The sequence below is a fragment of the Paraburkholderia sp. BR10882 genome, assembly GCF_040948855.1.
Taxonomy (GTDB): domain Bacteria; phylum Pseudomonadota; class Gammaproteobacteria; order Burkholderiales; family Burkholderiaceae; genus Paraburkholderia; species Paraburkholderia nodosa_A.
On record NZ_JBFPKP010000007.1, the window covers coordinates 1 to 22,998 of the forward strand.

Annotated in this window: 14 protein-coding genes; 12 read left to right on the forward strand and 2 right to left on the reverse strand. The window is 66.3% G+C overall.

Going from position 1 to position 22,998, the window contains the following annotated elements; all coding sequences use genetic code 11:
* Positions 1-231 precede the first annotated feature (231 nt).
* Positions 232-1,416 (reverse strand): acyltransferase family protein, encoded by a 1,185-nt coding sequence (locus AB3X99_RS19000; protein ID WP_368617776.1) that lies wholly within the window; start codon positions 1,414-1,416, stop codon positions 232-234.
* A gap of 199 nt (positions 1,417-1,615) precedes the next feature.
* Here AB3X99_RS19000 and AB3X99_RS19005 point away from each other — a divergent pair, with 199 nt between their 5' ends.
* The 4 genes from AB3X99_RS19005 (at position 1,616) to AB3X99_RS19020 (ending at position 6,723) form a co-directional block, all read left to right on the forward strand.
* Positions 1,616-1,759, forward strand: coding sequence for a hypothetical protein (locus AB3X99_RS19005; protein ID WP_165979327.1), 144 nt, complete (start codon positions 1,616-1,618; stop codon positions 1,757-1,759).
* Between the two features lie 266 nt (positions 1,760-2,025).
* Positions 2,026-2,916, forward strand: a complete 891-nt coding sequence (galU, locus tag AB3X99_RS19010) for a UTP--glucose-1-phosphate uridylyltransferase GalU (protein ID WP_069266176.1) — start codon at positions 2,026-2,028, stop codon at positions 2,914-2,916.
* A 362-nt stretch (positions 2,917-3,278) separates the two neighbouring features.
* Positions 3,279-4,913 carry a protease pro-enzyme activation domain-containing protein gene (locus AB3X99_RS19015; protein WP_368617777.1) on the forward strand — a complete coding sequence of 545 codons (1,635 nt, stop codon included), beginning with the start codon at positions 3,279-3,281 and terminating at the stop codon, positions 4,911-4,913.
* 136 nt (positions 4,914-5,049) lie between these two features.
* The gene (locus AB3X99_RS19020) at positions 5,050-6,723 is read left to right on the forward strand and encodes a S10 family peptidase (protein ID WP_368617778.1); all 1,674 of its coding nucleotides are present in this window, start codon (positions 5,050-5,052) and stop codon (positions 6,721-6,723) included.
* Between the two features lie 37 nt (positions 6,724-6,760).
* On the opposite strand, the gene AB3X99_RS19025 is transcribed toward AB3X99_RS19020, so the two are convergent.
* Positions 6,761-7,285 carry a nucleoside 2-deoxyribosyltransferase gene (locus AB3X99_RS19025; protein WP_069266034.1) on the reverse strand — a complete coding sequence of 175 codons (525 nt, stop codon included), beginning with the start codon at positions 7,283-7,285 and terminating at the stop codon, positions 6,761-6,763.
* Positions 7,286-7,568: 283 nt separating this feature from the next.
* Here AB3X99_RS19025 and AB3X99_RS19030 point away from each other — a divergent pair, with 283 nt between their 5' ends.
* The 8 genes from AB3X99_RS19030 to recD all read left to right on the forward strand — a co-directional run bounded on the left by AB3X99_RS19030 (position 7,569) and on the right by recD (position 22,922).
* Complete coding sequence (locus AB3X99_RS19030; protein ID WP_069266175.1) at positions 7,569-8,477, forward strand: glutamate/aspartate ABC transporter substrate-binding protein; 909 nt, start codon at positions 7,569-7,571, stop codon at positions 8,475-8,477.
* Positions 8,478-8,641: 164 nt separating this feature from the next.
* Positions 8,642-9,883 carry an NAD(P)/FAD-dependent oxidoreductase gene (locus AB3X99_RS19035; protein ID WP_368617779.1) on the forward strand — a complete coding sequence of 414 codons (1,242 nt, stop codon included), beginning with the start codon at positions 8,642-8,644 and terminating at the stop codon, positions 9,881-9,883.
* Between the two features lie 321 nt (positions 9,884-10,204).
* On the forward strand, positions 10,205-11,086 hold the full coding sequence (ugpA, locus tag AB3X99_RS19040; RefSeq protein ID WP_368617780.1) for a sn-glycerol-3-phosphate ABC transporter permease UgpA: 882 nt from the start codon (positions 10,205-10,207) through the stop codon (positions 11,084-11,086).
* Positions 11,086-11,931, forward strand: coding sequence for a sn-glycerol-3-phosphate ABC transporter permease UgpE (gene ugpE / locus AB3X99_RS19045; protein WP_368617781.1), 846 nt, complete (start codon positions 11,086-11,088; stop codon positions 11,929-11,931). The genes ugpA and ugpE overlap by 1 nt, the downstream gene beginning before the upstream one ends.
* 25 nt (positions 11,932-11,956) lie before the next feature.
* Positions 11,957-13,033: a sn-glycerol-3-phosphate import ATP-binding protein UgpC gene (locus AB3X99_RS19050; protein ID WP_368617782.1), complete on the forward strand. Its 1,077-nt coding sequence runs from the start codon at positions 11,957-11,959 to the stop codon at positions 13,031-13,033.
* 264 nt (positions 13,034-13,297) lie between these two features.
* A complete protein-coding gene (gene recC, locus AB3X99_RS19055; protein WP_368617783.1) occupies positions 13,298-16,882 on the forward strand; it encodes an exodeoxyribonuclease V subunit gamma in 3,585 nt (1,194 codons plus the stop codon).
* Positions 16,879-20,715, forward strand: a complete 3,837-nt coding sequence (recB, locus tag AB3X99_RS19060) for an exodeoxyribonuclease V subunit beta (RefSeq protein ID WP_368617784.1) — start codon at positions 16,879-16,881, stop codon at positions 20,713-20,715. Before recC ends, recB begins: the two co-directional genes overlap by 4 nt.
* On the forward strand, positions 20,712-22,922 hold the full coding sequence (recD, locus tag AB3X99_RS19065) for an exodeoxyribonuclease V subunit alpha (protein ID WP_368617785.1): 2,211 nt from the start codon (positions 20,712-20,714) through the stop codon (positions 22,920-22,922). The genes recB and recD overlap by 4 nt, the downstream gene beginning before the upstream one ends.
* The last annotated feature ends 76 nt before the right edge of the window (positions 22,923-22,998 follow it).

Genomic DNA, 22,998 nt, shown 5'->3' on the forward strand with positions numbered 1-22,998 from the left:
CTCCGGAGCCATTCACCATTTACGTCGAGATGTGAACTGTGGCAGGCGCTAGCGGTTTGAGCGGCTTTCTTTGCCTACTTTCTTTGCCGCCGCAAAGAAAGTAGGTGCCGCCCCGCACAGGGGCAACCCAGGCATACCGACGCGAAAACAAGGAAAGGCCAAAGTGGCCAAAGTGGCCAAAGCGGCCAAAGTGGCCAAAGTGGCCAAAGCGGCCAAAGTGGCCAAAGAGGATCAAGCGACGACCCGCTTCCTAAGCCGAGCAGCAGCATGAAGCGCGGGCTTTTCGAAGAGCCGATAGAACACCCAGGCAACGGGAATCACGGCCAGCGTGAAGCCGAACGAAGGCCATATCGAAGTCTGCAGCTCCGAGCGGAACAATAGCGAGCCGAGCAATACGAAGAGCGGCAAGTGAATGAGATAGAGCGAGTAGCTGAAATCGCCGATCCTGGAGAACAGCGACTGCAGAAAGCCAGGGGAAGCAGGCGCAGGCCGCGCAAGCGCTTTGACGAGATAGCAGGCGAAAGCGCAGGCCCAAAGCTGAAACGCCCCAAACTGCCCGAAGTGAAACGCCACGCAACCGGCGACAGCGAAGAGCGCCGCAGCAGGATAGGCGAACCGAAAGCCAGAAGACCCGCGCAAACGCACTTCGGCGATCCAGGCGCCAAGCATCCACGAGAACCAGTACGAAGTGAAAACGATGATGTCATGCCGCTCGAGCGTCAACGCGGAAACGACATTGATGAGGGCCACGGCAACGAGCACGACGTTCAACCCAAACCGGCGGCGAGCAGCAAAGAGCAGCGGATACAGCAGGTAGAACTGCACCTCGAGCGAAAGAGTCCAGAGCGCGCCATTCGAGCCATACGTCTTACCAGCCACGCCTTGCAGCGAGAACAGGTTCACGAAGAAATCACGCACCCCGATCTCATTGATCTTGTGGCTCACAGGAAGCAGCGAGAGGCTGACCGAATCCACAGCCAGCGTGAGCAGCAACGCGGCGAGCAGCACCGGATAGATGCGCACGAAGCGGCGCAACCAGAACTGCCGCGCGTCGAGCCGGAAATCGGGGTTCGAGAAGAGCCGCGCGGCGCCGCTGCGGTGAATGCAATAGCCGCTGATGACGAAAAAAATCGGCACGCCCGCCGATCCCCACGCAATCGGGAACGTCAGCCACGCGGCCAGCGTCCCGGGGCTCGCGAGGCTTGCGTGCAGCTGGTGGAACGCGCCCATGCCGATCCAGGTGACCTGGCGGCAATGGAAATAGGCCACCAGCAAGGCCGCAAAGCCGCGCAGGGCTTCGATCAGATGCTCGCCGGCAAGCTCGCGGGCCGCAGCCACCGGCCGCGCTGCAGGAGCAGCAGCGGCGGGCAGGGCGGATGCAGGCGGCATGGCGGTTTGGAGTACGGGATCGCTCATCGGTGTCGGCCGGTCCTTGGGGAGAGTATCCGCCGATCTTAGGGGCGCGCGCGCGAGGGAAGTAAGCAAAAGATTTTCAAAATGTATTCATACGGAAACGATAAATGGAGAAATAAATGGATTGAAAAACAAAGCGGTTTATTTATCGAATTTGGAATGCTAGTTTGAGCGTGATCGACTATGGTCGCTGGAGAATCCGATGAACCTGCACTTGCTGGCCGGCGTGGCCGTGCTGTTGATACTCGTGGGGGTGTCCGCGTATCGCGAGGCGTTGCGCAACGAGCCCATCCGGCGCGCACGCACGCGCTCCGGCGCATTGCCGCCCGTTGACGAAGCGGAGTAGCCTGCGCCCCGAACAAGACGCGTCATTGACAGAAGACCCGAGCAGGAAATTCATGCCGATCTGCCTGGAATTATCCAGGATGAATGGTAATAATTTCCGGTTTATGCTGGAATCGCGTAATCCGAATTTATTAGCCTTTTTTTATTCCTTAAAAGGCGCTAAACAATCTTATTCAATACAAGAATCTGCCACGGCAGAACCTCGGGGAAGTCGGCTTGCCTCGCTGCGAGACCGAGACTCAAACGAACGATCTGGGAATGGACATCATGCTGAAAGTAACCAAAGCGGTATTTCCTGTTGCAGGCCTTGGGACGCGCTTCTTGCCCGCCACCAAGGCGAGCCCGAAGGAAATGCTGCCGATCGTCGACAAGCCGCTCATTCAGTACGCGGTGGAAGAGGCGATCGCTGCGGGGATTACCGAAATGATCTTCGTGACCGGCCGCAGCAAGCGCGCGATCGAAGACCATTTCGACAAGTCGTACGAGATCGAATGCGAACTCGAAGCCCGCAACAAGCAAAAGCTGCTCGACGTCGTTCGCAGCATCAAGCCAGCCAATGTGGACTGCTTCTACGTGCGCCAGGCCGAGGCGCTCGGTCTCGGCCACGCCGTGCTGTGCGCGGAAAAGCTCGTGGGCGGCGCGCCGTTCGCCGTGATTCTCGCGGACGACCTGCTCTACAGCCACACGCCGGTCATGAAGCAGCTTGTGAACACGTTCAATCACTATCACAGCTCGGTGGTGGGCGTCGAATCGATCGCGCGTGAAGACAGCGCGTCGTACGGCATCGTCGACGGCCGCGAGTGGGAAGAGGATGTGTTCAAGCTGTCGGGCATCGTCGAAAAGCCGGCGCCGGAAGTCGCGCCGTCGAATCTCGGCGTGGTGGGCCGCTACGTGCTGATGCCCACGATCTTCGAACATCTGCGCGCACTGAAGCCGGGCGCAGGCGGCGAGCTTCAACTCACCGATGGCTTGCAGTCGCTGCTCACCGAAGAACAGGTGCTCGCATACCGCTATATGGGCACGCGTTTCGACTGTGGCAGCAAGCTCGGCTACCTGAAGGCGACGGTGGAGTTCGCGCTGCGCCATCCGGAAGTCAAGGACGAGTTCGAAGCGTATCTGCAAGCGCATCTGCCGGCGGCGCTGCCCGCGGCGGCATAAAACTCCCGCGGCACAACCACGCTACGGGTACTTCATGCGCGCGGGCTCGACACCCGCGCGCGTTTCGCCCATCTCGCATTACCTCCCCAACATTCCTCCGCGACCTGGCCTTCCCGCGTCGCCGTGACAACTTTGCAATCGTCACCGGTGTATAACGGTTCTGGCGGGCATGCCGAATGCGTGCAACGCGTCGTTTGCGTTCGTGCCGCGTGGTGGGCCGCTCGTGCGGCGGCCATGCTGCGTGAATATTCCAACGATTTCGTACGGCATTCCGGGCCGGTTTGGCGCGCGGAACTCCCGTCGTTCAACGCGTGTCCGAAGACCAGAATCCAGGCACGCGCTTCAAGGAGGAGCAACCGGCCATGACCAGGCACCTACCCGTGGCAGGCAGTGAACATCCCGCGCCCGCCGGCGCGCAGTGCGTCGGCGCTTGCGACCCGGCGGAGCGCTTCAGGGTCGTGCTGATCCTGCGGCGTCAGGCGTCGGCAGAATTTCACGAGCTGGTGGACCGGCTCGCCGCGAACGACCCCGCCGCGCAGCCGGTTTCGCGCGAGGAATACGAGCGGCGCTTTGGCGCGAGCGCTGCCGACATCGAGCGCGTCAAGCAGTTCGCGAGCGCGCATGGACTCACTGTGGATCAGGCCGATGCCTCGGCGCGCCGCGTCGTGCTCTCGGGCACGGTGCAGCAGTACAACGCCGCCTTCGGCATCGACCTGCAGCGTTTCGAGCATCAGGTCGGCAAAACCACGCATCACTTTCACCAGCCGAGCGGCCCCCTGCATTTGCCGGAAGACATGCATGAGGTCGTCACCGCGGTGGTGGGGCTCGACAATCGTGCGAAGGCGCAGCCGCACTTTCGCATCATGCCGACGAGTCTGACCAACGCGCCGGCAGACGCGCCGGGCGCACCGGGCGCCTCTATCCGCCCGCCAATCCGCGCCGCGCGAGCGGTGACCAGATCGTTCACGCCGTTGCAGCTCGCGGAGCTCTACAGCTTTCCCGCGGGCGACGGCGGCGGCCAATGTATTGCCCTGATCGAAATGGGCGGCGGCTATGACACGGCGGACCTTAGCGCCTATTTCAGCGAGCTGGGCGTGAGCGCGCCGCGCGTGGAAGACGTGTCCGTCGATCAGGCGACGAACGCGCCGACCGGCGACCCCAACGGCCCCGACGCCGAAGTCACGCTCGATGTGGAGATCGCCGGTGCGCTGGCACCCGGGGCGCTCATCGCCGTCTATTTCGCGCCGAACAGCGAGGCGGGCTTCGTCGATGCGGTGAGCGCCGCGCTGCACGACAGCCAGCGTAAGCCTTCAGTCATCTCGATCAGCTGGGGCGCGCCGGAGTCGGCGTGGTCGCAGCAAACGCTCGGCGCGCTGAACGACGCGTTGCAAACGGCCGTCGCCCTCGGCGTGACCGTGTGCACGGCTTCGGGCGACAGCGGCTCGTCGGACGGCGTGAGCGACGGCGCCGATCATGTGGACTTCCCCGCGTCGAGCCCTTACGCACTCGGTTGCGGCGGCACGCACATCGCGGCGTCGAACGGACGCATCTCGCAGGAAACCGTGTGGAGCGAAGGTGATAACGGCGCGACCGGCGGCGGCGTGAGCGCGACGTTCGCGTTGCCGGACTGGCAAAAGGGCCTGCTCGTGCGTGGCAGCGGCGGGGCGGGGGCGCTGGTGCGGCGCGGCGTGCCCGACGTCTCAGCCGACGCCGATCCCGCCACGGGTTACGAAGTGCGCGTGGCGGGCGCGGATACGGTGGTGGGCGGCACGAGCGCCGTCGCGCCGCTGTGGGCGGCGCTGATCGCGCGCATCAACGCGGCGCGCGGCACGCCCGTCGGTTTCGCGAACGCGAAGCTCTATGCGCAGCCCGGCGCCTTCAACGACGTGACGAGCGGCAGCAATGGCGACTTCTCGGCGGCGCCGGGCTGGGACGCCTGCACGGGCCTCGGCACGCCGGTGGGCAGCAAGGTGGCAACCGCGCTCGGCTCGGCGTAGGATGAGCGCGGCACGCCGCCGCGACGCGCGCTGAGCACGAGAGGCAAGCGGCGGGCGCGATGCGGGTTGCATGAGAGGTTGCATTCGAAGTCGCATTCACTGTCTCGAACGCGAACACACAGAATGTGGAGACGACATGAACGACGAAGCGCAGTCCGCCAAGGGCAACGGCGGCGCTCAAGGGGCCAGCCCCGCGAGCGGCAACGGCAAGCATCGCTCCCAGGCCGATCAGCCTTGCTTCGATCCCACCGCTTACGGCAACGGTCCCGACGACTTCGTCACCGACATGACCGAGAACGCCGCGATCACGCATCACGCCATCCAGATCGGCAAGGAAGTCATCGCCTATACGGCCACGGCGGGTCACCTCGTGACGGTCGATCCGAGCAGTTCGCAGCCCGACGCCAAGATCTTCTACGTGGCGTTCACGAAGGACGGCGTGCAGGCGCAGGACCGTCCCGTCACGTTCTTTTACAACGGCGGGCCGGGCTCCTCTTCCGTGTTCGTGCTGCTCGGCTCGTTCGCGCCCAAGCGCATCAAGACCTCGATGCCGGGCTTCACGCCGCCCGCGCCCTATACGCTCGAAGACAATCCGGACAGCCTGCTCGACAAGAGCGACCTCATCTTCATCAATCCGGTGGGCACGGGCTATTCGGCCGCGATCGCGCCGCATCACAACCGCGACTTCTGGGGCGTGGATCAGGATGCGGATTCGCTCAAGCAGTTCATCAAGCGCTACCTCACGGCGAACGATCGCTGGAATTCGCCGAAGTTTCTCTATGGCGAGTCGTATGGCACGGCGCGCAGTTGCGTGCTGGCCTACCGGCTGCACGAGGACGGCGTGGATCTGAACGGCATCACGCTGCAGTCGTCGATTCTCGATTACACGCAAGCCGGCAATCCGGTGGGCGCGCTGCCCACGGCGGCCGCCGACGCGTGGTACCACAAGCGCCTCGGCGTGACGCCCGCGCCGAAGGACTTGCAGGCGTTCGCTGCGCAAGTCGCGCAATTCGCGCGCACCGATTATCTGCAGGCGCTGTCGAAGTTTCCCGATCCGAACGACAAGAGCATTCCGGCCACGCTCAAGACCTTGTCGCAATACACGGGCATCGACACGCAAACGCTGGAGTCGTGGAATCTCGACATCGCCTCGTACGACAGCCATGGCAATTCGCTTTTTCTGATCTCCCTCCTGAAGGACAAGGGCGTGGCGCTCGGCTCGTACGACGGCCGCGTGACCGCCATCGACACGGGCATTGCCGGCAACATCGACCCCAACTCGGGCGGCAACGATCCCACCATGACGGCGGTGAGCGGGGTCTATACGGCGATGTGGAACAGCTATCTGAACGAGCAGCTCAAGTTCCGCACGAACTCGTCGTTCACGGACCTGAACGATCAGGCATTCAAGAACTGGAACTTCGGCCATATCGACCCGACGGGTGCGCAAAAGGGCGTGGACGCGCAGGGCAATATCGTGCTTTACACGGCCGGCGATCTCGCGGCGGTGATGGCGCTGAATCCGGATTTGCGCGTGCTCTCGGCAAACGGCTACTACGACTTCGTCACGCCGTTCTACCAGACCGTGATCGACCTGCAGAAGATGCCGCTGCTCGACCAGAAGGTGCGCGATAACCTGAGCGCGCGTTTCTATCCATCGGGGCACATGGTGTATCTCGACGCCGGCTCACGCACGGCGCTCAAGGCCGATGTCGCGAAGCTCTATCAAGTCGCCGTGACGGACCGCCCCGCGGTGGCGCGCATTCGCGCGCTCCAGCGCATGAGCACGATGAGCACCATGCATCATTGAATTTTTTGCCGGCGCCGGCGCACGCATTTGCACGCGGTTATGGCGTGCGCCCCTGCGCCATGGCTTCGAGACACGCGCGCGCGTCGCCCTGCACGAGGCGCGCCGCGCACGCGATCATCAGGTTCTTCGCCAGGCCGAAATCTTCCACCAGATAGCCGCGTTCGCACACGCGCCCTTGCGCGTCGGGTACGGAGGGCACGCGTTCGATGAGCGTGCCTTCGTCGGATGAGTAAGCCCAGATTTCCTTGCCCAGCGCGGCCGCATAGCCGATCTCGAAGGCGGTGCCGGAGTCGGGCTCGCCGGGGCCACGAAAGTCGTTGACGTTTGCCATCACGATATCGGCGGCGCGGATCGATTCGACGTTCGCGCGATAGATCCACGCGGCCTGGCGCGGGCCGTCGAGGTCCGCGGGCGCTTGCGCGTCGAGCGGATAGACGCCTTCGAAGCCGAATTCCGCACACGCGGCGACGAGGCGTGCGCCGTGCTCGAGCGCGTCGCGCCGGAAGACGTCGAAGCCGGCGAGATACACGCGCGGGCGGCGGGGCAGCAGGGTCGAATTCATGGCGCGCGGTCCTCCAGTACAAGGGGGTCGTCGAGACCCCCGGTTCGACGATTCTAGCGCCGGGTCCCGGGCCGGTGAGGTTTCGTCTATCTTCCTGTTGCTTACAGACGATTGACAACATTTGTTGCCTCTCGCTACGATCATCTTCCTGATCGAAGCGCTGCCTTCGCTCGTACCCCTGGTATTTCCCGCATGTTGCGCGATGGTCGATTGTGGCGACAAATGGATGCTTCGACCGCGCAAGATGATCCCCGCAGACGAAGCGAACGACGAGGACCGACCCATGAACCGACTGAAGCGGCTGTCGCCGGCTTGCTGGGCCATCGTGCCGTGCCTCTGTCTGCTGCAGCCCGCGGCCGCGCAGGTCGCGCAGCCTACGCTCGAGAAGATCCGCTCGGCGAATATCATCGCCATTGGTCATCGCGAGACCTCGGTGCCGTTCTCGTACGTGGTCGGCGACCACCAGGTGATCGGCTTTTCGCAGGACATCTGCGACAAGGTCATCGACGCAGTCAAGCTCAGGACGAAGCGCCCGAACTTGCAGGTGCATTTCATTCCCGTCACTTCGCAAAACCGCATTCCGCTCGTGCAGAACGGCACCGTGGACCTCGAATGCGGCGTCACGACGAACCTGAAGGCGCGCCAGGCCCAGGTGAGTTTCTCCGATACGTTCTTCGTCGCGACCACGCGCCTGCTCACGCGCAAGGACTCGCGCATTCACGACTTCGCCGATCTCGCGGGCAAGACGGTGCTCACGAACCAGGGCACGACGTCCGAGCGTATCTTGCGGCGCATGAACATCGACAAGCAGATGAACATGCGCATCATCAGCGCGCGCGATTATGGCGAGGGGCGCGCCACGCTCGAGTCGGGCCGCGCAGTGGCCTACATGATGGACGACGTGCTGCTCGCCGGCACGCGCTCGCTCACGGCGAAGCCTTCCGAATGGGTGATCGTGGGCACGCCGCAATCGTCGGAGGCCTATGCCTTCATGATGCGCAACGGCGACCCTGAGTTCCGGCAACTCGTGAACGACACGATGGCGGGGCTCATGAAGAGTGGCGAAATCAATGCGATGTACGCGAAGTGGTTCGAGAAGCCGGTGCCACCCCAGCGCGTGAATTTCGAGTTTCCGATGAGCGAACAACTGCGCGCGCTCTATGCCGCGCCGAACGACCGCGCCTTCGACTGATTGCCTTGTGCAAGCGCGAACCATGAGATGATCTCGTTCCTGACGCGGCGGACGGCGCGGGCGGCCCATAGGCGCGAGGCTTCCAGCGCGCCTGTGAGTCGCGGCCGCCGCTGCGCGCAATGAATCAATTAACGGGTAGAAAGCGGAAAAAGGCGGGAGCGGACATGCAGGAAGACGGCAGCGCGGTGGTGATCGTTGGGGCAGGGCACGCGGGCGGCAACGCCGCGGCGCTGCTGCGGCAATATGGGTTTGGCGGCCGCGTGGTGCTGGTCGGCGAAGAACCGGTGCCGCCTTATCACCGGCCGCCGCTCAGCAAGGCGTATTTGAAGGGCGAGGCCGACGTCGAGCGCCTGTGGCTCAAACCGCGCGCGTTTTACGACGAGCAGCGCATAGAACTGAAGCTCGGCGCGAGCGCGCAGTCGCTCGACCGCGCGAGCCGCACGCTCACGCTCGCCGACGGCAGCCAGCTGCAATACGACCAGCTGATTTTCGCCACCGGCTCGACACCGCGCGCGTTGACGGTGCCGGGCCACGATCTCGCGGGCGTGATCGCGTTGCGCTCGCTCGCCGACGCCGACGTGCTGCGCGAGCGCGTGAAGCCGGGCGAGAAGCTCGTGGTGATCGGCGCCGGTTATATCGGCCTCGAAGCGGCCGCGGCGGCGCGCCAGCTCGGCCACGAGGTCACCGTGCTCGAAGCCGCGCCGCGCGTGCTGGGCCGCGTGACGGGCGAGACCGTTTCCACGTTCTATGCGAACGAGCATCGCGCGCAGGGCGTGGAACTGCGCCTGAACGCGAAGATCGAGGCGCTCGTGGGCGAGGACGGCAAGCTCACCGGCGTGAAGCTGGCGGACGGCGAGATCGTCCCCGCCACGCTCGCGCTAGTCGGCATCGGCATCCTGCCGAACGAGGCGCTCGCGAAAGCGGCGGGCATCACATGCGCCAACGGTATTCAGGTGGACGACGACACGCGCACGAGCGACCCGGAGGTCTTCGCGATCGGCGATTGCGCGCATCGGCCGCTTGCGCACTATGGCCGTGCGGGGCGCCTGGAAAGCGTGCACAACGCGGTGGAGCAGGCGAAGCTCGCGGCCGCCGCGATCGTCGGCAAGCCGCGTCCTGCCTGCGACGCGCCGTGGTTCTGGTCCGATCAGTACGACCTCAAGCTGCAGACGGTGGGCCTGCTCGAAGGCTATGACGAGGCCATCGTGCGCGGCGACCCGGCAGCGCGGCGCTTCGCGGTGTACTACCTGAAGGACCGTGTGCTGCTCGCGGTCGACGCCGTCAATTCAATGCCCGATTTCCTGTGCGGCAAGAAGCTCGTTGGCAAGGGCGTAAAGCTCGATCTCGACGCGCTGCGCGATCCCGCCACCGACATGGGCAAATTCGCAGCGGCGGCGCTCGCCTGAGCGGCGAGTCGAACGATGAAGTCAGGGGGCGGCGACGTCCCCGCTATTTTCGCGATCGGGAGACGCTGTGCGCCGGATCAACCTCCGCGCAGCCCGCTCGCCCCATACCTTCCCGCGTCAATCCCGCTCCCGGCGCCCGAGCGCGGCCTCCAGTCCCGTGCTTTCCCACGCGCTTTGACCCGCGCTTTGGCCCGTATTGTCACGAGTCTCGGCTAGAATGCGAACGCGGCGCCGCCCATGAAGCGGCTCAATTCGATCAACAAGCCGCGTCAACCGGTGTTCGCGCCCGTCCGAACGCCGCCACTCGAGGAGAGTGACGCAATGGAACAACGCTCCCGTTTTGGGGCGAGCCTGCTGCCGTACCTGCTCGTCGGGCCGCAACTGGCGGTGACCGTGATCTTTTTCCTGTGGCCGGCCGGGGTAGCGCTCCTGCAGTCCACCCAGGCCCAGGACGCCTTCGGCACGTCGTCGGTCTTCGTCGGCTTCGCCAACTTCACGCGGCTCCTGCACGATCCGCTCTATCTGGCCTCGGTCCAGACGACGCTCGTGTTCACGGCGCTCGTCACGTTCGGCGGCCTCGCCATTTCGCTGCTGCTGGCAGCCATGGCGCACCACGTGACGCGCGGCAAGCGCTTTTATCAAACGTTTCTGATCTGGCCGTATGCGGTCGCGCCGGTCATTGCCGCCGTGTTGTGGGGCTTTCTGTTCAACCCGAGCATCGGTCTCGTGACCTTCGCGCTCGCACGCTTCGGCGTGACGTGGAATCACGCGCTCAACCCCGGCCAGGCCATGACGCTCGTTGTGATCGCATCGGTCTGGCAGCAGATCAGCTATAACTTTCTGTTCTTCTACGCGGGCCTGCAGTCGATTCCGCAGTCCCTCTTCGAGGCGGCCGCCATCGACGGCGCGGGTCCCGTGCGGCGCTTCTTCGGCATTGCGTTCCCGCTGCTCTCGCCCACGAGCTTCTTTCTGCTCGTGGTGAACGTGGTCTACGCGCTCTTCGACACCTTCCCCGTGATCGACGCGGCAACGGGCGGCGGGCCTGGCCAGGCCACGCGCACGCTCGTCTACAAGATCTTCGACGAAGGTTTCCGGGGCCTCGACATCGGCAGTTCGGGCGCGCAGTCAGTCGTGCTGATGGTGATCGTGACCGCGCTCACGATCTTCCAGTTCCGCTTTATCGAACGACGGGTGCAGTACTGATGGTCGAGAACCGCAAATACTTCAACCTGTTCTGCCACGTCATGCTGCTGCTCGGTGTGGCGGTGGTGGCCTTTCCCGTGTACGTGGCGTTTTGCGCCGCCACGATGAACGAGAAAGAAGTCTTCTCGGTGCCGCTCTCGCTCGTGCCGGGCACCCATCTGTTCGCGAACATGGCCACCGTGTGGAACGTGGGCACGGGCAGCGCGGCGAGCCCGTTCGGCGTGATGCTCATGAACAGCGTCATCACCGCGCTCGTGATTTCGGTGGGCAAGATCGCCATATCGATCATCTCGGCCTATGCGATCGTGTTTTTCCGCTTTCCGTTCCGGCGTCTCGCGTTCTGGCTGATCTTCGTGACGCTCATGCTGCCCGTGGAAGTGCGCATTTTCCCCACGGTGCAGGTCGCGGCCACACTGCATCTCACGAACACTTACGCGGGCCTCACGCTGCCGCTCATCGCTTCGGCCACGGCCACGTTTCTGTTCCGCCAGTTCTTCCTCACGCTGCCCAACGAGCTGATCGAGGCGGCGCGTATCGACGGCGCGGGGCCGCTGCGTTTCTTCTGGGACGTCGTGCTGCCGCTTTCCAAAACGAACGTCGCGTCGCTGTTCGTCATTACGTTCATTTACGGCTGGAACCAGTATCTGTGGCCGATTCTCATGTCGAGCACGGCTTCGATGACGACCGCCGTGGTGGGCATCAAGAGCATGATTTCGAGCGGCGACGCAGCGACGCAATGGCATCTCGTGATGTGCGCGACGATGATCGCCATGCTGCCGCCGCTCGTGGTGGTGCTGGCCATGCAGCGCTGGTTCGTGCGCGGCCTCGTGGACGTGGAGAAATAAGCATGAAGGCAATTCGGGGGACGGCATGGCGGCATTGAGCATACGGGGCGTCACGAAGTCTTACGATGGCGCGCAACAGGTGTTGCACGGCATCGACGTGCAGGTGGCGGACGGCGAATTCATGGTGCTCGTCGGCCCGTCGGGCTGCGGGAAGTCCACGCTGCTGCGCATGGTCGCGGGGCTGGAAACGATCACGTCGGGCGAGATCGCCATCGGCGAGAAGGTGGTCAATCGCGTGGAGCCCAAGGATCGCGACATCGCCATGGTGTTCCAGAACTACGCGCTCTATCCGCACATGACGGTCGCGCGCAACATGGGCTACAGCCTCAAGCTGCAGGGGCTCGACCGCTCGACGATCGATTCGCGCGTGGCGGCGGCCGCCGAAATCCTCGAACTGGGCAAGCTGCTCGAGCGCAAGCCGCGCGAGCTTTCGGGCGGCCAGCGTCAGCGCGTGGCGATGGGCCGCGCGATCGTGCGCGAGCCTTCGGTGTTTCTGTTCGACGAACCGCTCTCGAACCTCGACGCGAAGCTGCGCGTGCAGATGCGCCTCGAGATCCAGCGTCTGCATGCGCGTTTGCGTACGACGAGCCTGTACGTCACGCACGACCAGATCGAGGCGATGACGCTTGCGCAGCGCGTGATGGTGCTCAACGGCGGACGCGCGGAGCAGATCGGCACGCCGAGCGACGTGTACGACCGGCCCGCTTCGATGTTCGTGGCGAGCTTCATCGGCTCGCCGGCCATGAACCTGCTGCGCGGGCGCGTGAGCGACGACGGCCGGCGCTTCGAAGTCGCGGGCAACGGGCCGCATCTGCCGCTCGGCGATGCGCCGGCCTGGCTGCCGAAGGGCGCGCAATGCGTGTTGGGCGTGCGGCCCGAGCATATGCACGCGCGCGGCGCCAACGAGCCGGTCACGCTCGAAGTCGAGACTTGTGAATTGCTCGGCGCGGACAACCTCGCGCACGGCCGCTGGGGCAGCGCGGATGTGGTGGTGCGCCTGCCGCACGAAACGCGGCCCACGCCCGGCGAGCGGCTGGCCGTGCACCTGCCGCCGGCGCGCCTGCACTTCTTCGATCCGGCTACGGGCAAGCGTCTGGGCTAGGCCGCGCCTGCCGGTGCCAACGCCGCGGCCTGCGCGCGAAAGCGGCGCTCGCCACGGCCTCGATTGTCGTAAACTGTCGCATCGCGCGGGCGCAAATGCCGCCCGCGCCATTCGTATCGGCAAGTAACGGCGCGCACCGGCATGTAGCGGTATGTACCGGCACTAAACACGAACAGGCGACATGGCCGCAATTCCTTTTCTCCGCTTCCCCGCCCCATCTGCACAACCCGCGCGTAATCTGTGTCAGGCGCGCCGGAGCCGCGCTTGAGCGCGCGCGAACTGCCCACCGGGCTGATGCTCGTTCACGGCAATCAGCCCGAGCGCATGCGCGACCTGATCGTGAGCTGGATCGGCCAGAACCCGATCGCGCCGCTCGAAAAGGAAATGTTCCTCGTGCAGAGCAACGGCATCGCGCAGTGGCTCAAGCTCGCGTTTGCCGCCGATCCCGAGGAGGGCGGCTGCGGGATCGCGGCGGCGTTCGAAATGTCGCTGCCGTCGCGCTTCCTGTGGCAGGTGTATCGCGCCGTGCTCGGCAACGACGCGGTGCCCGCGGTCTCGCCGTTCGACAAGTCGCGCCTCGTCTGGCGTCTCATGCGCATGCTGCCGGCGCTGCTCGACGAGCCGGGCTACGCGCCACTCAAGCGCTTCATGGCCAACGACGAAGATCAGCGCAAGTGCTTCCAGCTCGCGCAGCGCGTGGCGGATTTGCTCGACCAGTATCAGGTCTATCGCGCGGACTGGCTCGCTGCGTGGGCCGCGAACGAGGACGTGCTGATCGATGCGCGCAACGCGCGCACGCCGCTGCCCGAGGAGGCGCGCTGGCAGGCGGCGCTCTGGCGCGCGCTGCTCGCGGATGTGGGCGCGCAGGCGCAAGACGGCATCGGCCTGCGCGACACGGGGCGTGCCGCCGTGCACGAAGCGTTCATGGCGCGCGCGCAGTCGTGGCAGGCGGGCGACGCCCGGCCGAAAGGCCTGCCGCGCCGGCTGGTGGTGTTCGGCATTTCGAGCCTCGCACGCCAGTCGGTGGAAGTCCTCGCGGCGCTCGCGCGCTGGAGCCAGGTGCTGATGTGCGTGCATAACCCCTGCATGCACTACTGGGCCGACATCGTCGCCGATCAGGATCTGCTGCGCGCGCGCCACGCGCGTCAGCGCCGCCGCGCGGGTGCGCCCGACCGGATAGATGAGGCGCAGTTGCATCTGCATTCGCAGCCGTTGCTCGCGGCCTGGGGCAAGCAGGGACGCGACTTCATCGGCCTGCTCGACGAATACGACAGCGATGAAGCGCGCGAGACTTACACGCCGCATTTCACGCGCATTGGTCAGCGTATCGATCTGTTCGACGGCGAAGACGCGCTCACACTGCTCTCGCAGTTGCAGGACGACATTCGCGATCTGCGTCCGCTTGGCGAGACGCGCGAGCACTGGGAACCTGTCGATGTGCAGGCGGACGAATCCATTCGCTTTCACGTTGCGCACAGCGCGCAGCGCGAAGTGGAGATCCTGCACGACCGCCTGCTCGCCGCATTTGCGGCAGACCCCACGCTGCGTCCGCGCGACGTAATCGTGATGGTGCCCGACATCGAAGTCTATGCGCCGCATATCCAGGCGGTGTTCGGCCTGCTCGACGGCAACGACCCGCGCAGCATTCCGTTCAGCGTGGCCGACCGCGCACAGCGCACGTTCGACCCGCTCATCGGCGCGCTGGAAATGCTGCTTTCGCTGCCGTATTCGCGCGTGACGGTGAGCGACGTGCTCGACCTGCTCGAAGTGCCGGCCGTGCGCGCGCGCTTTGGCATCGACGCCGAAGACGTGCCCACGCTGCGCAACTGGATCGACGGCGCGAATATCCGCTGGGGCCTGCATGCGGGCCAGCGTGCGAGCCTCGGGCTCCCCCAGGCCGACGAACTCAGCGCACCCAATAGCTGGGCGTTCGGTCTGCGGCGCATGCTGCTGGGCTACGCCGCGGGCGAGCGTGCGGGCGCCTGGCGCGGCATCGAACCGTACAGCGAAATCGGTGGGCTCGACGCCGCGTTGCTGGGCCCGCTCACGCGCCTCGTGGATGCGCTCGATCACGCGTGGCGCACGCTGCGCGAACCGGCCACGGTGGAAGTGTGGTGCGAGCGTCTGCGTGCGTTGAAGGCGGCGTTTTTCGCGGCGCAGGACGAAGACGCCTACACGCTCGACCGCCTCGACGGCGCGCTCGAAACGTGGCGCGAGGCCTGTGATGAAGCCGCGCTCACGCAGAGCTTGCCGCTCGCCATCGTCGCGGAGAACTGGCTCGCGGCGCTCGAAGGCGGCGGCCTCTCGCAGCGCTTCTTCGCGGGCGCGGTGACCTTCGCCACGCTCATGCCGATGCGGGCGATTCCGTTCCGGCGCGTGTGCCTGCTCGGCATGAACGACGGCGACTATCCGCGCAGCCGCACGCCGCTCGACTTCGACCTCATGCGCCGCGACTATCGCCCCGGCGACCGCTCGCGCCGCGAAGACGACCGCTATCTGTTCCTCGAAGCGCTGCTTTCGGCGCGCGACCATCTGCATGTTTCGTGGATCGGGCGCAGCGTGACCGACAACACGCCGCGTCCGCCTTCGGTGCTGGTCGGACAGTTGCGCGATCATCTCAAGGCCGGCTGGCGGCTCGAAGGCGACGAAAACGACAACGGCGAAGCGCTGCTCGACGCGTTGACCATCGAGCATCGCCTGCAGCCGTTCAGCCCGGACTATTTCCCGCCGCGGCCGGAAGAGGCGACGCTGTACACGTATGCGCACGAGTGGGGCAAGCCCGCCCAGGTGCGGCCCGCGGCTGAAGCGAACGCCGACGTCCTCGCGCCGACTGAACGCGACGAGCCGCTGTCGATTCGCGAGCTCGGCGAATTCCTGCGCGAGCCGGTTCGCAGCTTCTTCCGGCAGCGTCTGCGCGTGGCTTTCGAAAGCGAGGACGCGGCGAGCGAAAATCACGAGCCCTTCGAGGTGGACGCGTTGCAGGCGTGGCAGCTCCAGGGCGAGTTGATCCGCGCGCAGGTTCTGGCAATGGAACGCGGCGAAGACGATCTCGAACCGGCCGCGCTTGCGCGCCTCGAGCGCATGCATCGCAGCGGCGACCTCGCGACCGGCGGCTTTGGCGAGGTGATCGGCGAAGAACTGCTCGCGCCCATGCCCGAGCTGTTCGCCGAATATCGCAAGGCGCTCGCGCGCTGGCCCGAGCCGCTCGAGCATCAATACGAAATCCGTCTCGATGCGACGCGGGAAGGCCGCATCGTCTCGCTCGACGACTGGCTCGACGATTTGCGCGCGGGCCCGGACGGCGCGCTCGGCCGCGTGATTCTGGAGCCGGGCACGCTCGTGAAGGACAGCCGCTATCGCAGCGACCGTCTCGTGCCTTATTGGGTCGCGCATGTGGCCGCGCAGATCGCGGCCGGGCCGGTGACCACGGTGATCGTGAGCAAGGTGGGCGTGGTGGAGTTCGCGCCGCTCGCCGCGCAGGTTGCGCGCGACTATCTGGTGGCGCTGCTGGCCGCGTGGGACGACGGTGCGCGCCGGCCTTTGCCGCTCGCGGTGAAGACCGCGTTCGCATGGCTGCGCAAGCTGCCTGATCCATTCGACGGCACGCGCGCGATGGTGCCTGCCGAAGCGTGGGAAGCCGCACGCGCGGCCTACGAGGGAAATGCCCGCACGCCGGGCGAGCGCGAGACGAACGCGTATTTGCGCCGCGCTTTCCCCGATTTCGACGCGCTCGTTGCCCACGACGAGTTCATTACGCTCGCCACGACGCTGCTGCTGCCGGTGAGCCGCGCGCCGCTCGCGTCGTCGCGTGCGAAGCGGGCCTCGAGCGAGGCAGGAGGGGCGGCATGAATCCGCTCGGGAACATGGACGCCCAAGTCCTGGAGCCACTGCGCTTCCCGCTTTACGGCAGCCGCCTGATCGAAGCGAGCGCAGGCACGGGCAAGACCTTCACGATCGCCATGCTGTACGTGCGCCTCGTGCTGGGGCACGGCGCGCTCAACGCAGCAAGCGACGAAGCGGATTTCGATGACGAGGCGCGCATGTCAGGCCGCGCGCTCACGCCGCCCGAAATTCTCGTCGTGACCTTCACCGACGCGGCCACGAAGGAGCTGCGCGAGCGCATTCGCGCGCGCCTCATCGAAGCCGCCGAATGCTTCCGCGTCGAGCCTGAAGACGTGCCCGACCGCGAGCCGGGAGAAGACCTGTTGCACGATCTGCGCGAGGACTACGCGCCAGAGCAGTGGCCCGCGTGCGCGCGCCGCCTGCAACTGGCGGCCGAATGGATGGACGAAGCCGCGGTCTCGACGATTCACGGCTGGTGCAATCGCATGCTGAGCGAGCACGCGTTCGACAGCGACAGCCTCTTTTCGCAGACGCTCGAAACCGACCAGACGGAATTGCGCGCCGAAGTCGTGCGCGACTACTGGCGCACCTTCATGGCGCCCCTCGACGCGGTGAGCGCCGCCGAAGTGAGGGCATGGTTCGCGAGTCCCGACGAATTGCACGACGCGATACGCGGGCTGCTCGCGCACGCCGATCTTTTGCCCGACGCATGCGACCCCGGCGCGGCACTGGCAGACGCCCGCCGGCGCGCACGCGACGAACTCGAAACGCTGAAGGCGCCGTGGCGCATCTGGATCGACGAGGTCGAGGCGTTGCTCAACGCGGCGCGCGCCGCGAAACAGTTCGACGCCAGAAAGCTCAATTCGAAGCACAGCGAAACATGGATCGGCAAGCTGCGCGACTGGGCCAACGATCCCGAATCCGCGCATCCCGGTTTCGACGACAAGGCGGCCGTGTGGACGCGCCTCACGCCCGCGGGCCTCGCCGAGATCTGGGTGAAGGGCGAGCCGCCCGGGCATGCGGCCTTCGTGGCGATGGAAAGCTTGCGCGAATCGCTGGCTGCGCCGCCCGCGGCGAAGCAAGACCTGCTGTGCCATGCGGCACGCTGGGTGGCGAAGCGCTTCGAGGAAGAAGAGGCGCGCCGCTCGCAAATGGGCTTCGACGATCTGCTCACGCGGCTGCGCGCGGCGCTGCAGCGCGAGAACGGGCCACGTCTCGCGGAAATCATCCGCAAGCAGTATCCGGTCGCGCTGATCGACGAGTTTCAGGACACCGACCCGGTTCAGTATCAGATCTTCGATGCGGTCTATCGCATCGCCGAACACGACGCCGAAACGGCCATCGTCTTGATCGGCGACCCGAAGCAGGCGATCTACGCGTTTCGCGGCGCGGACATCTACACCTACCTGCGTGCGCGTCGTGCCTGCGAGGGGCGGCTCTACACGCTCAAGAAGAATTTCCGCTCGACGCGCGCGATGGTCGAGGCGGTGAATCGTTGCTTCGAGGCGGCGGAATCGCGGCCAGAGGGTAGCGGCGCGTTTTTGTTTCGCAGCCCTGATGGACGCGAAAACGCACTGCCGTTCGTGGCTGCCGATGCGCATGGACGCCCCGAGAGGCTGGTTGCCGCCGGCGCGGCGCTGCCCGCGCTCAACGTCTGGTGGATGCCGCCTGCCGCAGATGGCAAGCCGCTCAGCAAGGGCGCGTATCTCGCGGGCATGGCCGGCAGCTGCGCGACCGAGATGGTGCGCCTGCTCAATCTCGGCCAGGAGCAGGCAGCGGGTTTCTCGGGCGAGCGCGGCATGCGGCCGTTGCAGCCCGCGGACATGGCGGTGCTCGTCAACAACCGCAGCGAGGCGCAGGCGATACGCGAAGCGCTGGCCGCGCGCGGCGTGCGCAGCGTCTATCTGTCGGATCGCGACTCGGTGTACCAGACGCCGCAGGCCGAAGAGCTGCGCTTCTGGCTCGCGGCCTGTGCCGAGCCCGACGACGGCCGCCTCGTGCGCACGGCGCTCGCCACCCCCACCCTCGGGCTCGCGTGGGCAGAACTCGACCGGCTCGGGCACGACGAGATCGCGTGGGAGTCGCGCGTGCTGCAGTTCCGCGAGTACCGCGAATGCTGGCGCAGGAAGGGCGTGCTGCCGATGTTGCGCCGCTTGTTCAACGACTTTCACGTGCCGCAGCGCCTGCTTGGCGAAACCGCTGGTGCCGGGCTCAATGGCGAGCGCGCGCTCACGAACCTGCTGCATCTCGCCGAACTGCTGCAACAGGCGAGCACGCAGCTCGATGGCGAGCACGCGCTGATCCGCTATCTCGACGAGCAGCGCGAAGACGAAAGCGCGGGCGGCGGAGGCGACGCGCGCCAGTTGCGTCTGGAAAGCGATGCGGGACTCGTGCAGGTGGTCACGATCCACAAGTCGAAGGGCCTGGAATATCCGCTCGTGTTTTTGCCGTTCGCGTGCGCGCACCGCGCCGTCAAACCCGACGACGTGCCGTTCAAGTGGCACGACGACGAAGGCGAATTGCGCGTCACGCTCGAGGCCGACGCGCGCGTGCTGCGTCAGGCCGATCGCGAGCGCCTCGGCGAAGACCTGCGCAAGCTCTACGTCGCGCTGACGCGCGCGCGTTACGCCACGTGGGTCGGCTATGGGCCGGTGCAGGGCGTCGAGGCGAGCGCGTTCGGGTATTTGCTCGGCGGCGGCGCGGCCATTCCTGCTCAGGAAACCGAAGCATGGCTCGACATGTTGCGCGGCCAGTGCACGGACATTGCCGTCGCGCCCGCTCCGGTAGCGCGCCGCGATCTGCTCGCGCTGCGCGACACCGGCGCCGTGCGCGGTAAGGCGCGCACGCTCGCGCATCGCGAGCGCGAACGCTGGTGGATCGCGAGCTATTCGAGCCTGAAGACGCTCGAAACGTCGATCGGTTCGGGCGTGCCCGTCGAAGCGGACGATGCGCGCGGCGCGCCCGACACGCGCAGCGAGGACGTGTTCCTCGAACTGCTCGACGCGAGCGTGCCGCCTGAAGACGACGATGCATTCGCAAGCGCCGGCCAGACGCTCGTCGCACCCGCGCTTGCGCCGATGCACGGGTTCGAACGCGGCGCGGACGCGGGCACGTTTCTGCACGAACTGATGGAATGGGCCGCCAACGAAGGCTTCGCCGAAATCGCGCAGGACGAAGCGCGCGTGCGCGACATGGTCGCGCGGCGCTGCAGCGTGCGCGGCTGGTCGCAGTGGATCGAGACGCTCACGGCGTGGATGCTCGAACTCGTGCGCACGCCGCTGCGTCTGCCGGACATCGAAGGCGAGAGCGTGGCGCCCGTGGCGCTCGCGGCGTTCGAACCCGGCGCGTATATGGCCGAACTGGAGTTCTGGGTCACGGCGCATGCCGTCGATACGCTCGCAATCGACGCGCTCGTCACCGAATTCACGCTGGACGGCGAAGCGCGCCCCGCGCTCGACGCCGCCACGCTCAACGGCATGCTCAAGGGCTTCATGGATCTCGTGTTCGAACACGAAGGCCGCTATTACGTGGCCGACTACAAGTCGAACTGGCTCGGCCCCGACGATGCGTCCTATACGCCCGCGAAAATGCGCGCGCAGATCCTGCATTCGCGATACGAACTGCAATACGTGCTCTATCTGTTCGCGCTGCATCGGCTGCTCAAGTCGCGCCTGCCCGATTACGACTACGACCGCCATGTGGGCGGCGCCGTGTATCTGTTCCTGCGCGGCGGCCGCGCCCCGGGACAGGGGCTGCATTGCGAACGGCCGCCGCGCGAGCTGATCGAACGACTCGACGCGCTCTTCGCGCGTCGCAACACGCTGGAGGATGTGGCATGACGAGGCGCCGCACGAAAGGGCAGGACGGCCTCACCGGCGATCTGTTCGAGCATCTGGAGATGCCGGACGCCGCGCCGGAACCGAGGCCCGGCGCCGCGCGCGGAACGGCCGGGCAAATGCTCGGCGTGCTCGACAATTGGGTCGAGCGCGGCTGGCTCCGCACGCTCGATGCCGCCTTCGCACGCTTTTTGTGGACGGAAGCGCCGCACAGTCCGCCGTTGCTGCTGCTGGCGGCCGCGCTTGCGAGCCATCAGCTTGGGCGTGGTCATGTGTGTCTCGACCTGAAGGCCACGCTGGAAGATCCGGCGTTCGCGCTTTCCCTGCCACCGGACGGGCCGCAAATGCTGGCCGCGGTGCCGGCGCAGCCGCCTGCCGAAGTGCTCGCGGGCGTGACACTCGCGCAGTGGCGCGCGGCGCTTACGGTGCCCGATCTCGTGAGCGAGGAGACGGCGATTGCCGACGCTGCACAAGGCAATGCGCCGCTCGTGCTAACGGGCACGCGGCTCTACTTGCGGCGCTATTGGCAATACGAGCAGGACGTGCGCGAGGGCATCGAGCGCCGGCTCACACGCGCGGCACAGCTCGAAGCCGCGTTGCCGCTCGACATCGCACGCGCGGCGCTCGATGCGCTGTTTGCGCCACGCGCCGGTCAAGTTGCGCGCGCCGCCGACTGGCAGAAGCTCGCCTGCGCGCTCGCCGCGCGCAGCGCGTTCAGCATCGTCACGGGCGGGCCGGGCACGGGCAAGACGACGACGGTGGTGAGATTGTTGGCACTCCTGCAGACACTCGCGCTCGGCCGTGCAGGGCAGGGAGCGCATGCCGCGCGGCCCTTGCGCATTCGGCTTGCCGCGCCCACCGGCAAGGCCGCGGCGCGTTTGAACGAATCGATTGCAGGCGCGGTCGAGCGGCTGCCGTTCGATGCGCTGCAGGCGCATGTCGACGCCGTGGCGCTGCGCAACGCGATTCCAACCGTCGTGACGACGCTGCATCGCGTGCTCGGCACGCGGCCCGGCAGCCGGCGCTTCAGGCACGACGCCGCGAATCCGCTGCCCGTGGACGTGCTCGTGATCGACGAGGCCTCGATGGTCGACCTCGAAATGATGGCCGCCGTGCTCGACGCGCTGCCGCCCTTCGCGCGGCTCATCCTGCTTGGCGACAAGGACCAGCTCGCTTCGGTCGAGGCCGGGGCGGTGCTGGGCGAGTTGTGCGACCGCGCGCGCGAAGGGCACTACACGCAGGCGTCGCGGGCATGGCTCGAAGCGGCCACGGGCGAGCGCATCGACGCGGCCATGCTCGACGCGCACGGCCTGCCGCTCGACCAGGCCATCGCGATGCTGCGCGAGAGCCATCGTTTCGCATCGGAGAGCGGCATCGGCGCGCTGGCCGAACTCGTCAATCTGGGCGATGCAGTGGGAGTCGCGAAGATCTGGTCGCGCGGCTACGAGGATCTCGCGCGCCTCGTGTGTCCCGCCGACGATGACGGCCCGTTGCGCTCGCTGATCGTCGATGGCCGCGTGGGCGAACACAGCGACGCACATGCGCGGCGCCAGGGCTACCGCCACTACCTCGAAACGATGCGCACGACCCGGCCCGCGCCCGGCGCGACGCCCGAGGCGCTTGCCGGCTGGGCCGCTGGCGTGCTCAAGGCGCACGGCGCGTTTCAGCTGCTGTGCGCGCTGCGGCGCGGTCCGTGGGGCGTCGAAGGCCTGAACCGCCGGGCAGCGCGTCTGCTGCACGAAGAGGGGCTCATCGACCCGCACGGCGACTGGTACGCGGGCCGGCCCGTGCTCGTCATGCACAACGACTACGAGCTTGGGCTTATGAACGGCGATATCGGCATCGCGCTGGAGCTGCCCGTTGCGGCGGGGGAGCCGCCCGTGTTGCGCGTGGCCTTCCCGGCCGGCGACGGCTCGGGCGGCGTGAAGTGGGTCTCGCCGAGCCGGTTGCAGGGGGTGGAGACGGTGTTCGCGCTCACCGTCCACAAATCGCAGGGCTCGGAGTTCACCCACGCCGCGCTCGTGCTGCCCGACACATACAGCCCCATTCTCACGCGCGAACTCGTCTACACCGGCATTACGCGTGCGCGCTCGTTTCTCACGCTCGCGGTGCCCGAGGGGCGCTCCGTGCTCGATCGCGCCGTGCTCGCCAAAGTGCAGCGCGCCAGCGGCCTCATGGCGGGACTCGCGCGCGACGCTCAGGCTGCGTGAACCTGCGTGAGCGGCCGGCACATAGGCCGAGGGCCGCTTTTGGCGGCCCTCGGCGCGTGCTGCATGCGGCTCGCGG